The sequence below is a fragment of the Pseudoalteromonas sp. SR44-8 genome (genome assembly GCF_014163635.1).
Classification (GTDB): Bacteria; Pseudomonadota; Gammaproteobacteria; order Enterobacterales; family Alteromonadaceae; genus Pseudoalteromonas; species Pseudoalteromonas rhizosphaerae.
Window position 1 is genome coordinate 118,340 of sequence record NZ_JACJDS010000009.1, and the last position, 14,512, is coordinate 132,851.

The following is a 14,512-nucleotide window of genomic DNA, read 5'->3' on the forward strand; positions in this document are numbered from 1 at the left end:
ATTCATCTGTTGCTATTTTTTTGCAATATGAAACTGACTATCTGTACATAAGTAAGTTAATAAGAATGCAATAAACAAGATTTATAATCATTTCGCATTTTATAGTCAGATGTATTGTGTATTATTTTATTTATTAAAAGGAATCAAAAAAAATGAAAACATTATACTTTTCTATCTTTAGGTGTATCTGCAAATATTAACGAAATCAATGTAGAATCGAATACTTCTTTTGCCAGTGTTGAACACACATCGGGCTCAACAAAAAGCTTATCTACATCAACCCAACCCTACCGTAATAGTTGATAGTAGTTATAGCAACTTCTTTGTCAGTTTTATATCGGGAAATCAATTCTGTAAAGAGCGAGATCATAAGCGAGAAATCACTGGCAGCACAGTGAAGTGTGGTGAGGATGAATATGAGTATGCGGAATATGACTGGTATGGTAGCGCATGGGTTTCAAAAAATACTGGTAGTAAAAATCAGTGTTATCCATTGTACGCTAGTATAAAGTGCGGTAACTAACGTAAACAAACAGCTCAGTAACAACTGAGCTCTTATTCCATGGCGCAAAAGTTCCTCCAATTAATATCAACATAGTTCAACTCATCATTAATCACATATCATCATTAAAATAATAGCCTTATATCAATTTGCATTAAATGATCACTTCTTTAATAACACAGATATTACACAACCATTAGTTTTACAAATAGCAGATATTAAAAAGCCCTGCATTTGGCAGGGCTGAGATAATAAAGACTTATGTAATTTGCCTTTATTAGATGACTTTAAAACTCGTAGCTAAAGCTCACGCTTAATTCTCTAGGCGTTTCTTGAGAACGAATTAGCACATCATTTTGTTCTACTTCAAAGTTTTGTCCCAACATATTTTTCACTTTAAGTGTTAATGTGGTATTAAACGTTGGGTAATAACTATAAACCATGTCTAACGAGTTTAAAGGTTGTTCGTAAGCGTCATCAAAGTTATTAACACCCGCAGCTAAAATACGATCACCAAATACATTGTAGATAACAGATGCTTGATGCATGCCATCATGTGAATCGTAATTCAGTTGCAAGTTGGCAACATACTTTGAATGGCCCGTCATACGTCGCTTTAGGTTCGTGAGATCGCCGCGCTGTTCTTCTGCAATTTCAACTTCTGAATCACTGAGCGTTATATTTCCAGAAGTAAAAAAAGCGCCCCCTAATAAATCACTGTGCAACTCAGTTAACCATTCAGCTTCAATACCGTAAACATAGGCTGTTTCTGCATTGTCAAACTGCAGAGTAAAACGGCCGTCGCTTTCTGTTAATAGTGCTTCGATTGGTTTATCGATATCTTTATAGAATGCGCCAACTGAGTAATTATCGCCATTGTCCATATAAAACTCGATACGTGCATCAAAGTTATCTAGGTAACTAGATTCTAAGAATGGATTACCAAGCGTTCGATAACCAGTCAGCGGATCTTGGAATTGAACAGGGCTTAGCTCTCGCAAATCAGGGCGTACAACCGTGTTGCCATAACCAAAACGAACTTGATACGATTGCTGACTATATGTCATAGATAACGAAGTAAAATACTCATCTTCCATCACACTTGCTTGTTCTATCGCATCTGCACTTAATTTATCAGCCAATAAAGCAGGATCGAATGCTGAGCGAGAAAAAGCAAGCGCAACTTGGCGGAAGTCCTCGTAACGCACACCACCGCTTAAACGCCAATCTTGAGCAAACGTAACGTCAAAAGAGCCGTAGTAAGCATCAATCATTTGCGCTGCTAAGTAATCATCAGCTGTTGGTTCTTGGAACAATAACTCGACATCCGTTGAATCAACAACAGCATCGTTAGCAAAAAAACTACCGATTGACAGTGCTTCTTCTTCACTTTGTGCTAGATCTAAAGACTGAGTTTGGTTAAAACGATAGTTAAAAAAGTCAGTGCGGTAATCACGTGTTTTTTCAACAAAATAACCACCACCCGCAATTTCTACTTCGGCGTTATCAAAGTAAAAAACTTTGTTTACATTAACGCCCCAGTTTTCTACATCGTCTTCTAGCTCTACAAATCGATACAAATAAGGATTACCACCTAAGCTACCATTGTAAAAAGTACGTTGATATTTGCCATCTAAGTACTCATCACGAACCGTTACTTTAAGCTCACCAGGTATACTTGTAGTCGCTGTTGAGTCAGTATACTGCCAATCTACACCAACACCTTCAAGAAAACCCCAATCTAAATTGTGCATTCCACGAAGCTGAAGTATTTCAAGTTCTCGTTCCTCAAAAGAGGTTAAGTGACTACGCTGCAACTGCCCAGCATCAATACTTAATGACTTTGAAGGTTCTTGGTAAAGCGCAACAGAGGCTTCATCTTCAGAATCTCGTAACATCATATAAGTTGCTGTTAAATCATGACCTCCAATTTTATAACCTAAATTTAGAGAGCTATTTAACTTTATATTATGCTTGGTTGACACTTCTTTCTCTGTTGCAGAGTAACAAGTAAAGTCATCTTGTGAACATGAGGACTCAGATGCGTCAACAGAAGAAAGTACAGCGCTAAACTTCTCAGCATTGGACCATTCATTTTCATAGGCAACTGACGCTAAGAAACCAAACGAGCCGTCTAAGCCAAATAAGTTATCAAAACGGTCGCCATACACAGCTTTAATACCGGCATCAGGATTTAAACTTTCTTTTTCCAAGCCAAAATCTCTTGGCAATGCTTTTGCTAAACTTTTATTTAAGTCTATCGCGGCAGCTTGGCCAATATCAGCCCCCTGACGTTTTGACTCTACATCTCTGATATTTCTATACGAAATATCAGACAGGCCATTGATATAGGTATTTAACGCAGTCTTAACTGAACCGGGTAATGCGCGTGTACCATCATCTTTACCTAACCAATCATCACTGCCGCCATTATATGTATAGCCTTCGTCGTTTGTATCTTTATAACTGGCACCAATTTCGACTTTAAATAAAGTATCATTTGGAATGCTCTTGGTTCTGATATTAACGTCACCACCACCAAAAGCCGCAGGCATATTTGGTGAATAGGCTTTTTGTACAGCCAAGGATTCAATAATACTTGATGGGAAGATATCAAGTGGAATTACATTTCGTGTTAGATCCGGGCTTGGAACTACCGCGCCATTTAAACGTACGCTAGAGTAACGCTCACCTAATCCACGGACATAGATAAACTTATCGTTAACTAATGATAAGCCTGTAACACGGCGAAGTGCCGAAGCTGCATCACTATCACCCGTTCTAGATATTTGCTCTGAACCCATTATATCAGCGACAAACGCCTGATTTTTACGCTCATCAATTACGGCACTAGCACTGCCTTTAAGGCGCGTACCTGTTGCAACAACTTCTTCTATCGCGTCTTCATTTATTATTTCTTGTGCCTGATCAGCGAAAGAATGAAATGAAGAAAAAAGGGAGAGCAGAGATAAAGTTATTAGATTGGTTTTAAACTGCTTTTGATGTTTCATATTTATATCCTCTAAACCTAAAATTCCCTTAAAAAAGGCGCCGTAGCGCCTTATAATTAGAGCCGGTCTAGATTAATTACTAGCGCGTTGTAAAGATGCGGCAACAAAATCAGCCCACTCACTTGATTCACCTTCTTTAAGTGCACCAATATAGCCTGCGTTAGTAAAGAAAGAGTTAACTTCACTCATGTCTTTAGCTGTTGTAGCTACTGCAGTGCCTTGTGAATCAGTAATAGTGGCAGCTGTTGAAACACCATCAGCACCAAGTACATTTGCAAAATCAGCAAAACCAATTAACTGGTTATTCTCGCCACCAGTAAACCAAGAAGCAATATCAAAACTTGCTAATGCGCCAGTTAAAGGTGTATTTACGTCTTCAAAATTCTTACCACAAGCAAATATTGAGCTCATAAATGCGATATCGCCATTATTTGCATTCGCATGCACACCAGCATCCCCTGATTGGTCTTTTTCATTATATAAATCAAGACAACCAGCACCATCTACAGATGAAGAGTTTACAAATAGCATATTAGCTAATTGCGCTTTACCCCATTCTTTCATTTCCATACCAGCACCAGTACGACGCCCTTCAGCACCTTGGTCGCCAGTAGTTACAACCGTTGCATTAGCAATTGTTGGATTAGAAACAGTTGTTACTAAATCTTGTGCATCTGCTGATAATGGATCTACCTTAGCGCCATCTGTTTCAAAGCCATGGTTTCCATATTCATTTGAACGTACAAGAATAAATTGTCCATAGCCTTTCCAGCCTTCATCCCAATCAATACCATCATCACCTGTATCAGTAATAACAATATGTTTAAGGTTAACGCTACCACCAAAAAGCTCTATACCATCATCGAAACCATTATGAACATGCACGTAATCAATCGTTGTGCCTGAACCTACAGCATTAAGGGTTAAACCATTGAGCTCATCGCCTTCAACACCAAAACCCGCATATTTTATAACTATATGCTTAAGGATACCGCTGCTATCTTGCGGATCATTACCACCATAATACGATACAATACCTTCGGCAGCGTGGTTACACATATCTTGTGCCGCAGCCGCAGCCGTACAACGGATAGAATGGCCTCGGCCATTTACCTGAACGCCACCCCAATCACCAATTTGTGCGGTTGTTGCATCATCGCCATCAACTTCTTTGATGCTTGTGAAAATAATTGGCTTATCTACTTCACCAATTGCTTCAATATTTGCACCACGTGCAATACGAATAAAACTCTCAGGCTTAGTAAAAGCTATCGTCGCGCCAGCTTCAATAGACAATGTAGGACCATTGCCATCAATTGTAGCGCCTGTTGATGTGTCTACATCATCACCAATAAATAATGCACCTTCAAATACATGTGCGCCGCCACTGCTTAATGCAGGGATAACAAAAGAGCTGGTAATTTCTTTCGCATTACTTGCAAATGCTTGACTGTAAACACAGTTAACACCCTTTGCTTCACCTGTAAATGTAGCTCCATCTAATGTATATGTAGCGCAACTTAATGTATCACCACCATTATCACCACCTGGGTTAGTCACTGAGTTGTCTACACTATTATCTACACTGTTATCAACTGTTGTAGGTGTAACATTAATATCACCACCGCCACAGCCAGCGAGTGTAATTGCAGTAGCCACAAGGCTGACTTTAAATAAACCAGATAATTTCATTGTTCACTCCGTTAAAGTATTTAATTATTTTGTTAGCGCATTAAGTAAAACTCAAGTCACTTTAAAACACGAAAAACATGCTTTAAGGTCACTTGAGCTTTAGAACGAGGACTACAATACTGGAGGTGTATGACAATACAGTTACACTTTAATAAACATAAAGTGACAATCTAATTTATTTAAATAACAATTTGTTAGGAATATTTAGAACGAAAAAAACCGCCCTGAGGCGGTTTTGGTGTTGCGATTATAAAACGAGTTTTTTAATAAAACCGTTGAAGTTAAAATAGCGTTTCTTAACGCATATTTACTTATAACAAAGCAGTGCGTAATGTTTCAGCATGCAATTTTTCACGTTTCACGTATTTGATCCATTGTTCAGCTAATCGCTGCGATTTTTTATGCTTCTCGGCTTGTTCGAATGCTAAAATAGACGCGTCAAAGTTTTGTAAACTATATTGCGCCATACCTAAAGCAACATAAGCATTTGATTCAAAATCTAGTGAACCTTTATCAAGCGCTTTACGCGCTGCATCAGCTGCATCTTCATACTTTTCAAGATTCACATACACTTCGGCTAAACGTTGCTCGTACTTTCCATGGCTTGAAAGATCAGCTGCTTTTGCAAAATAACTAACAGATTTTTCATCTTCTTTTGCTTGTATCATGGCTTCTGCAATAAATGCGTAATTTTTAGCTGACTTTTCCGCAATACCAGATGCAACAGCTTTACTCATCACATCGGCAGCTTTAAAAGCTAAACCATTGTATAAATAAACTTGTGCTAGTTGACGCAAGTCTGATTTAGAAGTCAAAAAACCTTGCTGGTAAGCGGCTTCGAGTATTGCTAACTGCTGTTTTTCTTTACCTGTTTCGCCATACATACCACCGAGCTGAACCCAATACTCAGGCTTATTGTAAAGTTTGACCATACGTTCAAGTACAGCAACTACATTCTCAGTTTGATTAAGTGAATAATACATAGCACGCAGTAACACTAACCAGTTCTCTTTTGGCTGTTTGCCTTCACTATCACTTTGCGCGATAGCCAAGTTAATGTTATCAATACCATTTTGGTAATCTTTTAGCTGATAGTAAGCTTGCGACTTAAGCACATAGTAAGCATCCGTTTTAGGCTTAGTGTTGATTGCATCCCATTGCGCTAAAAAGTCTAACACTTTGTTGTAATCGCTATTCGCCATTGCAAGCTGCGCTAAACTAAAGCTGGTACTTAATCGTAAAGACTCAGGGATCTCTTCTTCAGCAACGACTTTTTCAAACGACGCGATCGCTTTCGGTAAATCATTCTCGTTGTAATAAATAAAACCATAAAAATTATACATCATGGCTTTTTCATACGAGTTCATACTGGATGAACGTTCATTAATATTATCAAGCGCAGCAAGGCCCGCTTTTGCATCACCATCATCAGCTAACTTTTGCGCACGAGCCAATTGGCTATATACTTTTTCACGCAGTGCCGGCACGCGCTTTGTTTTTACTTCCTCTGCATAGGCCGTTGCTAAATTAACACCTGGCAACAAACTTACTACGCTTGGTAAAGCAACACTAGCACTTAGTGCTAACGAGCAAAATAATGCTGTTTTTAATAATTTCATAATCGCCTCGTTTCTCTATCCATTTATTCAGTGCTAACCATTTATTTGGAAAGAAATTTTATTCTGTACACCCGCAACTTCAACAGCTTCACCGTCTACTACGCGAGGTTTGTATTTAAATTTAAGTGCGGCATCCATGGCTGCTTGATCAAACAATGATTCAGGCTCAGCTTTTACTACCTTTGCATCACGAACAGTACCTTGCTTAGTCACTGTAAACTCAACAATCACATAGCCTTCAATGCCCCGTGACAATGCTCGACGCGGGTAAACAGGTGCTACTTTTACAATCGGTAGATATTCACCATCACTAGAGTCAAGAGCTAGACCACCACTGAGACTCACGTCAGCATCCACACTGGCACCAAAGTCAAAGTTAGACGCTGCTGCATTTGGATCACTATTTTGCATTTGCGGTGAATCCATTGGCGGCGGAGGCTCTTTCGGCGTTGGCGGCTTTTGTGGTTTACGTTCTTTCTTTTGTACCGTTTCTTCTTTTTTAAGCCTTACAAAATCAAGTACATTGCCTTTAGCAGGCTCTGTCATCGCCCCTTCACCACCGGTGATAAGCGCTTGCATGCCCAAAAACAACATAAAGGTCACAACACCGGCAACTAATAATGCTACTAAATAACGCATTATGGCTTCCTTAGGCTTCTTGTGCCGCGATAGACACATCAAATACACCTGCGGCGCGTGCTGCATCCATCACTTTAATAAGGGTATCTGTAGTGGCTTTTTTGTCAGCCTGAATAACCACACTACCTTGTGGATTTTCTGCTTTTAAACGCTCAATGTTTGCTTGCACAGCACGCACATCGATTTGACGTTTATTGATCCAAATTTCACCTTGATCTGAAATCGCAACTAGAATATTTGCACGCTCTTTCTTAACGGCTGTTGCCGCTTCTGGGCGATTTACATCGATACCTGACTCTTTAACAAAAGAGGCGGTTACAATGAAGAAAATAAGCATGATGAACACAACATCAAGCATCGGGGTCATGTTTATTTCTTCAGCTTCATCTTCTTGAAAAAGGCTTCCTAATGGGGCTCTCATTTTATTCTCCTGATTGTATGTGGCTTTCGCCACATACTAAAAATTGTTGTTTAATGGTCTAAAACCATGCTGTCTTCAAGTAGGGCTACTTCGCGCTTTGCTTTGCGTTGTAAGTACGTAGAAGCAAATACACCAGATAACGCACCAACCATGCCTGCCATTGTCGGGATAGTCGCTTTCGATACACCTGATGCCATTGAACGCGCACTGCCCGTTCCGGTAATCGCCATCACATCAAACACTTCTATCATACCTGTTACCGTACCGAGTAACCCCAGCAGCGGACACAAGGCAACCATCACATTGATCAGCGCTAAGTTGTTGTTTAACTTCATCCCAGCGCGTGAAATAGTTGCTTGGCGTATTTGCTCAGCGTTCCAGCTATTACGCTCATCGCGCCCTGTCCAACTACTTTTAATGGCATGTTTGTAACTACGAAAACCATTAAAAAAATAAATAAATCGCTCGAGTATCAATAACCACATCGCGAAGATTAACACTCCGATGACCAACAGAACTTGGCCACCAGTGTCGAGAAAATCACGGATAGCATTGATTGAGTCAATCAATAGCACCATGGGTTATGCTCCCTTTTCGCTACGCTCAGCGATAATACCTGCGCTTTGTTCTTGCAAAATAAGCAGCAAGTTTTTAGAGCGGGTATTCAATAAGGTGTATAAAAATACTGTTGGGATTGCCACAACTAAGCCAAGTACCGTAGTAACAAGCGCTTGTGAAATACCACCAGCCATTAATTTAGGGTCACCTGTACCAAACAAGGTGATTGCTTGGAAGGTATTGATCATACCGGTTACCGTACCAAGAAGACCTAACAATGGAGCAACGACCGAGATAATCTTAATGAGCGTTAAGTTGCGGGTGATTTTTGGCATTTCACGTAAAATCGCTTCACTTAATTTAAGCTCTAAGGTGTCGTATGCTACATCTGGGTATTGATCTTTGACTTTCATTACACGACCAAGTGGATTGTCATCACGTGGCACTGAGTCTTTAAGTTGACGACGAATTTTGCTGCCCATTAGCATCAATGAAACAAATCGTTCAATAGCGATAATTAAAGCAAGTAAGCCAACGCCTAAAATAACGTAACCTACTGCACCACCTTGATGTACTTGCTCTGAAGTATCAGGTGCTTGTACCAATAAACCAAGGATAGAGCCACCGGTTGGGTCAAGCGCAAATTGTACAGTGCCTGATTTAGCTTGTTGTAAATCATTCGCCGTTGAGGTGTAACGGCCAACAGGCTGACGGGTAAGCTCGCTTAACGTATTAGTGCTGGTGTTATAATCAAGGTACTTACCTTCTGAAATTAAGTTAAAAGCCCCCACTCGCATAACTTCTTGTTTAGCTTTGTTGCCGCCTTCTACAATTACATCTGTTGTAAAACGTGACACTTTACCTTGCTCAGTCATTTCGCGTTGCAGTTCAAACCATACTTTTTCAATGTCTTCGATTGATGCAAGTTTAGAAGTCGAGCCCATTTTTTGAGCCAATTCATCCATAAAAGCACCACGACCAGGTAGCTGTGCAGACACTACTGACGTTGCAAATTTATTACTTGAATCGCCAGCCACTTGTTGCAGCACACCAAAAAGTTCTTTCAATGAACCCATACGCTTAGATAATGTATCGGTTAGGTTAGCAAGTTTTACTTCATTTTCTTCGAACTGTGTTTCAAGACGCTCAGACTCAACCAGCATTTGATTACGTTTTGCTTGAGTGTTTTTAAGCATTTGCACTTGTTCATTTTGACGTGCAGCAAATTCTTGCTCGCGTTGTTTATTTTGTGCTGATTGCTGTGTTTTACCTTGCTCAAGTGTTTTTAATAACGAGTCTAAATCCATAGCTTCAGCAGCAACGCTGTTGCCCGCAAAACCAAGGGTGGCACCAAATAAAGCAATTTTGGTCATTTTTGTAAAAAGTTTCATTTTAACCTCTTAATCCGCAGCGTGTACTGGCAGTGTTAACATATCTGGGGCAAGTTGCTTACGTGCAATACGTAAACCTTTACTAATTTGGCTGATTGTTGAGTCATCCAGGGCAACAAACTGTTTGCTTGTTGTATCCCATGAGCCTGCTTTTTTACCATCACGAGTAAGGTAAATAAGTTCTAAACGACCAATGCGTAAGAAATCGACTTCACGCTCTTGACCATCAACATCTAATAACGCGGTATAAGCTTCGATGGTACGGCCGTAATCAACTTCAACTTGGTACGCTTCTAAAACACGGCGGAATTTTTCACTTGAATTAATGTCAGCACGGTTCATCATGTCTTTTAATGACGCTAAACGCTTTTCACGTTCATCGGTTAAAAATGGCACATCAAGAGCAACAAATTGCTCAAGGCCTGTGATCATGCGTAGCATTAATGGGGTAATTTGACGTTCAATAATAGACACTTGATCCATAGATAAGTTAATGGCTTCCATTTCACTCATTTGGTTACTAAGCTGTTTGCTTAGTTGTGCGTTATAAACTGTCAAACCATCAATTTCTTTATTAAGGGTTTTAAACTGTTGTAAACGACCCTGCATAGAGTCTGCAATCTTGTCTATTTTTGTTTGTGATTGCGCAGCTGATTGGTTAATTTCACTGCTTTTATCGATAACCTTATTTAAATCATTTGCTTGCACTGTTGCACTCATGGCTACAATACTAGCTAATATCAATGGTTTAACGCCTTTCATCGCATACACCTTTACTCGTTAAATTAGCGGATTTGCTAGTTGCTTAATATCAATGAACGAGATTCTATAGGTGAAAAATGACAGAGGTGTTGCGCTAAAAAGTCCTTTTTATGACAACTGCCATAAATACAGCTTTTTACCTTAGATAAAACAATAGTTTTTAATATTTAACAAGCGTGTACGCTTTAATGATGAGTGAAATGAGATTAAATAAATTAATCAGCAAGTATGCAATGAATGGTGCTGATCACAGCATTTGCGTTGGTATAGTTTACGGCGATAGCAAAGTACTGCTGTTTATGACAAAGAACTAAAGATGGAAAACCCTGCACGGGTAACTGCTGAACATACGCTAACTCTTGTTGAAACGCCTGTTCAAGTTGTTCACTTTGCAATATAGCTAAGAACTCATCAGCAGCAATACCTATTTGCTGTGCACAGCTAACGAGTGTATTAAGATCCGAAGGATTTTGTGCCGATAAATAATACCCCTGCTGGATAGCGCCAAGCATAACCCGCTCTTTATTGAAATAACGTGCTGCAATAACCGCCCGACACGCAGGATAAGTGCTGCGGCGTGGTTGACAGTTTTGCCAAAAATCAAAGTTAAATTTAGCACCGGTTTGCTGGCCAATACGCTGCCAAGTTTGTTGTAAAAACTGTTGCATACTTACTGGCATTGGCTGATCGGAATCAACAGCAAGGCCACCTACTTTATAAATAATATCAACTTCATTCGCTAAGGCGTCTTGGATTTTTTGCCAGCACTTTTGAAAACCCCAACACCAACTGCACATTGGGTCGTACACATATATAAGCTGACTATTGTTCATTATTGGCCTGTTGCTGTTCACTGGAAACAACGTTATTTCGCCCTAGGCGTTTTGCTTGGTACAAGTATTCATCAGCTAGTTTAACTGTTTGGTTAAACGTTTCGATATGACTAACTTGTGCAGCCCCTATGCTACAAGTGACAGAGGTAGATTGATGCTCATTAAACACTATTACTTGTGCAGCTACGTATTCTCTAAATTTATCGGCTACGGCATAGGCGTCAGTAATTACTGTTTTTGGTAATATCACCATAAACTCTTCACCACCGTAGCGAACTTTAATATCTGATGAGCGTAACTGTGCTTCAAGCATCCTACTAAATTCGATTAATGCTTGATCGCCAAAATCATGCCCAAAATTATCATTAATATTTTTAAACAAATCCAGATCGATTAACAACACTGTAAAAGGTAAATACTGCTCAGAGTTCAATTTTGCAAACGGCAAAAAATGGCTGCTAATAAAGCGCCGATTGGCAAGGCCTGTTAACTGATCAGTATAGGCGTCTTGCTTTTGTAACAAAGTAATGCGTGCAATTTCTAAGTGGCTTTTATTACGGAAATACTCGCCTATAAAAGCGAATAAAAACACCAAAATAAATGAGGCGGTAAAACGAACTTTTTCAGCATTACCATACATCACTTGCCCTATGTCAGGACCATAAAGAAACAAACAGGTAAGTGCTAATAGCGATGACACGGCTAAAAATCCAACTCTTAGGCCGAGTGTAGAAAACGAGACAACTGGATAAAACATCAGCCAATAAAGCGCTGTATTTTCCTTGCCCCCGGTGTACACCAATGCTAAACATAATACACAAATAACACTCAGTACGAGTATTGCGACCCCAGTTAAACGCCCAGTACGCAAAAAATACACTGCGCATATAAAAAAGGTTAAGTCGGATAGCACTAACATAATAGTCAGAAGTTTTGCATAAACCGAGTAGTTAACTGTGACTAAAGTTGTGATCAATACAACCGCAATGAATATCATAGTAAAAAATGTAAACGCACGACGCTGTTTTTCAGCGCTGTAAACACTGTCTATATTAACTAAGTTAAGCCAACTAGGTTGGCTTTCAGGTGATTCAGGCGTCATTTATTATATCTTTTTAGTTATCGCTGATTGCATTTAGACTTTAAAACGTAGCACCATTTTTTCAAGTTCATCAAATTGCAGTTTTAAACGAGTACACTCAGCTAAGGTATTATTTAAGTTTAGCTGGCCTTGTTGAGATAACTCACTAATTGTATGAATATCATTATCTAAAGAGTGTATTACCTGATTTTGTTCAGTGGTTGCATTTGCAACACTATGATTTACATCATCAATTGCTTTTATAGCTTTGGTTACTCCTGCCATTTGCTCACCGGCTGCTTGCGCTTGTTTTACAGTATTTTCGCTTTCAACTAAACTAGCCTTCATAACTGAAACAGCAGTGTCCGAGCCTTGCTGTAATTGGCTAACAGTATTTTCTATTTCTTGAGTTGATTGCTGAGTACGGTGAGCTAACTGGCGCACCTCATCTGCAACAACTGCAAATCCACGACCAGCCTCACCGGCACGAGCGGCTTCAATTGCAGCATTAAGCGCAAGTAGATTCGTTTGCTCGCTGACTCCTTTAATAACTTCGAGTACTTGACCAATACTTGCAGAGTGTTCAGCAACACTACTTATAATTTGTTGTGCTTGTTCCATATTTTGCGATAACACACCAATGGCATTGATATTATCATTTAACGTGCTTTGACTTTGCACTGACTGTGAATTCGCATCGGTAGCAAGGGTTGATGCATGGCTTGCACTGCCTGATATTTCAATCGCACTTGATGACAGCTGATTAATCGCTGTTGCAACACTGTCTGTGCGTTTAGTTTGGTCACTGTACATCGTTAGCGTCGACTCTGTTTGCTCAACTAAGCTTTCCACTGAACGTTCCAGTTCAACCGTGGTCGTTTTTACTTGCTCAATTGAGGTATGAATTTTATCTATAAAGGCATTAAAGTAACCTGAAAGTTCACCAAATTCGTCATCGTTTTCAATCTCTAAACGACGAGTTAAATCCCCCTCACCTTGGGCAATATCTTTAATTGCATCGTTTAAACGCTGCATAGGCCGCATCAAATAACGCAGTGAAAATTGCATCATTAATATCGTCGCGATAACACCCAAACACATATATATTGCAGCCATATTTCTAAATGAAGCAACAGATGAATAAGCAATATCTTTGTTGATCACCACACCTAAATACCAATCTACATTTTCAATACCTTTGATATGTGTAAATGATACAAGATGATCAATACCAGCAATTTCCTGCTCGACAAATTCAGCTTTTAAAGCAAGCTTTTTACCAAACAGCTTCGCCATACTCTGATCGTTTAGTTTGATATCTGGATGGCTCAGAATGCGACCGTCACTGTCTAATAGAAAACCATAACCAAAACCTAAAAAATCAATTTCGTTGACTATTTGAGTAATGGTTTGCATATCAATATCGGCACCTGCGACACCACTAAAACGGCCATTATTTAAAATGGGCGCAACCGCTGAAATAGTTAGCTCATTGGTGGTTACGTCGATATAAGGAGTCGTAAACGCTGTGGTGGTTTTATTTTCTACCAGCTTATACCAAGGACGGATTGTGGCATCATAATTAGCAGGTAATACAACAGTTTGATCATTGAGTACAAAAGTACCATCAGGTTTGCCTATATAGGTGTTTTTAAACTTACCTGCCATTTCTGCGCTATTGAGTTGACTAAGAGTTAATTCCTTAGTGTCATTTTGCTGATGCGTTTTCGCAACAGACTGAACAATAGCTAATTTATTATTGAGCCAATTAGCAATATTTTGTGAAACCGATTGAGAGCTTTCTTGTAATATTAGAGACAGTTGCTGCTGCGTTTGTGAGCGCATTGAAATAAAGTTATTGATGGTAAATAACCCCAGCACCAACACTAATACTACAGACGCTGCGATAGTTACCTTGGTGGTAAATTTTAGCGAGCTTTGCATGACACACCTATTTATCTTTTATCGTTGTTAGCTAACTACTTTTTAACAAAAATAACGCT

At 39.4% G+C, this 14,512-nt stretch carries 11 protein-coding genes; all 11 read right to left on the bottom strand.

All coding sequences use genetic code 11. The features are described 5' to 3' along the window. Positions 1–789: 789 nt before the first annotated feature. Positions 790–3,513 (bottom strand): TonB-dependent receptor plug domain-containing protein, encoded by a 2,724-nt coding sequence (locus tag H5183_RS06405; RefSeq protein WP_145235564.1) that lies wholly within the window; start codon positions 3,511–3,513, stop codon positions 790–792. Positions 3,514–3,585: 72 nt separating this feature from the next. Beyond that, entirely contained in the window at positions 3,586–5,205 is a 1,620-nt protein-coding gene (locus H5183_RS06410) for a hypothetical protein (RefSeq protein WP_145235567.1), read from the bottom strand. A 311-nt stretch (positions 5,206–5,516) separates the two neighbouring features. Further along, complete coding sequence (locus H5183_RS06415; RefSeq protein WP_145235570.1) at positions 5,517–6,824, bottom strand: tetratricopeptide repeat protein; 1,308 nt, start codon at positions 6,822–6,824, stop codon at positions 5,517–5,519. A gap of 33 nt (positions 6,825–6,857) precedes the next feature. Beyond that, positions 6,858–7,463 (bottom strand): energy transducer TonB, encoded by a 606-nt coding sequence (locus H5183_RS06420; protein WP_149980248.1) that lies wholly within the window; start codon positions 7,461–7,463, stop codon positions 6,858–6,860. 10 nt (positions 7,464–7,473) lie between these two features. Then, positions 7,474–7,884, bottom strand: a complete 411-nt coding sequence (locus H5183_RS06425; RefSeq protein WP_145235576.1) for a biopolymer transporter ExbD — start codon at positions 7,882–7,884, stop codon at positions 7,474–7,476. A 50-nt stretch (positions 7,885–7,934) separates the two neighbouring features. Then, positions 7,935–8,462 carry a MotA/TolQ/ExbB proton channel family protein gene (locus tag H5183_RS06430; RefSeq protein ID WP_145235579.1) on the bottom strand — a complete coding sequence of 176 codons (528 nt, stop codon included), beginning with the start codon at positions 8,460–8,462 and terminating at the stop codon, positions 7,935–7,937. A 3-nt stretch (positions 8,463–8,465) separates the two neighbouring features. Next, positions 8,466–9,833: a MotA/TolQ/ExbB proton channel family protein gene (locus H5183_RS06435; protein WP_145235582.1), complete on the bottom strand. Its 1,368-nt coding sequence runs from the start codon at positions 9,831–9,833 to the stop codon at positions 8,466–8,468. A 9-nt stretch (positions 9,834–9,842) separates the two neighbouring features. Beyond that, on the bottom strand, positions 9,843–10,595 hold the full coding sequence (locus H5183_RS06440; protein WP_149980246.1) for a DUF3450 domain-containing protein: 753 nt from the start codon (positions 10,593–10,595) through the stop codon (positions 9,843–9,845). A gap of 215 nt (positions 10,596–10,810) precedes the next feature. Beyond that, positions 10,811–11,428: a DsbA family protein gene (locus tag H5183_RS06445; protein ID WP_182731236.1), complete on the bottom strand. Its 618-nt coding sequence runs from the start codon at positions 11,426–11,428 to the stop codon at positions 10,811–10,813. Next, complete coding sequence (locus H5183_RS06450; protein ID WP_182731237.1) at positions 11,418–12,530, bottom strand: diguanylate cyclase; 1,113 nt, start codon at positions 12,528–12,530, stop codon at positions 11,418–11,420. Before H5183_RS06450 ends, H5183_RS06445 begins: the two co-directional genes overlap by 11 nt. Before the next feature lie 33 nt (positions 12,531–12,563). Beyond that, positions 12,564–14,453, bottom strand: coding sequence for a methyl-accepting chemotaxis protein (locus H5183_RS06455; protein WP_182731238.1), 1,890 nt, complete (start codon positions 14,451–14,453; stop codon positions 12,564–12,566). Positions 14,454–14,512 lie beyond the last annotated feature (59 nt).

What these genes read in the sequence shown, in the direction of transcription:
- H5183_RS06405 (WP_145235564.1), bottom strand. Translation starts at nt 3,513, where the DNA reads ATGAAACATCAAAAGCAGTTTAAAACCAATCTAATAACTTTATCTCTG.
- H5183_RS06410 (WP_145235567.1), bottom strand. Translation starts at nt 5,205, where the DNA reads ATGAAATTATCTGGTTTATTTAAAGTCAGCCTTGTGGCTACTGCAATT.
- H5183_RS06415 (WP_145235570.1), bottom strand. Translation starts at nt 6,824, where the DNA reads ATGAAATTATTAAAAACAGCATTATTTTGCTCGTTAGCACTAAGTGCT.
- H5183_RS06420 (WP_149980248.1), bottom strand. Translation starts at nt 7,463, where the DNA reads ATGCGTTATTTAGTAGCATTATTAGTTGCCGGTGTTGTGACCTTTATG.
- H5183_RS06425 (WP_145235576.1), bottom strand. Translation starts at nt 7,884, where the DNA reads ATGAGAGCCCCATTAGGAAGCCTTTTTCAAGAAGATGAAGCTGAAGAA.
- H5183_RS06430 (WP_145235579.1), bottom strand. Translation starts at nt 8,462, where the DNA reads ATGGTGCTATTGATTGACTCAATCAATGCTATCCGTGATTTTCTCGAC.
- H5183_RS06435 (WP_145235582.1), bottom strand. Translation starts at nt 9,833, where the DNA reads ATGAAACTTTTTACAAAAATGACCAAAATTGCTTTATTTGGTGCCACC.
- H5183_RS06440 (WP_149980246.1), bottom strand. Translation starts at nt 10,595, where the DNA reads ATGAAAGGCGTTAAACCATTGATATTAGCTAGTATTGTAGCCATGAGT.
- H5183_RS06445 (WP_182731236.1), bottom strand. Translation starts at nt 11,428, where the DNA reads ATGAACAATAGTCAGCTTATATATGTGTACGACCCAATGTGCAGTTGG.
- H5183_RS06450 (WP_182731237.1), bottom strand. Translation starts at nt 12,530, where the DNA reads ATGACGCCTGAATCACCTGAAAGCCAACCTAGTTGGCTTAACTTAGTT.
- H5183_RS06455 (WP_182731238.1), bottom strand. Translation starts at nt 14,453, where the DNA reads ATGCAAAGCTCGCTAAAATTTACCACCAAGGTAACTATCGCAGCGTCT.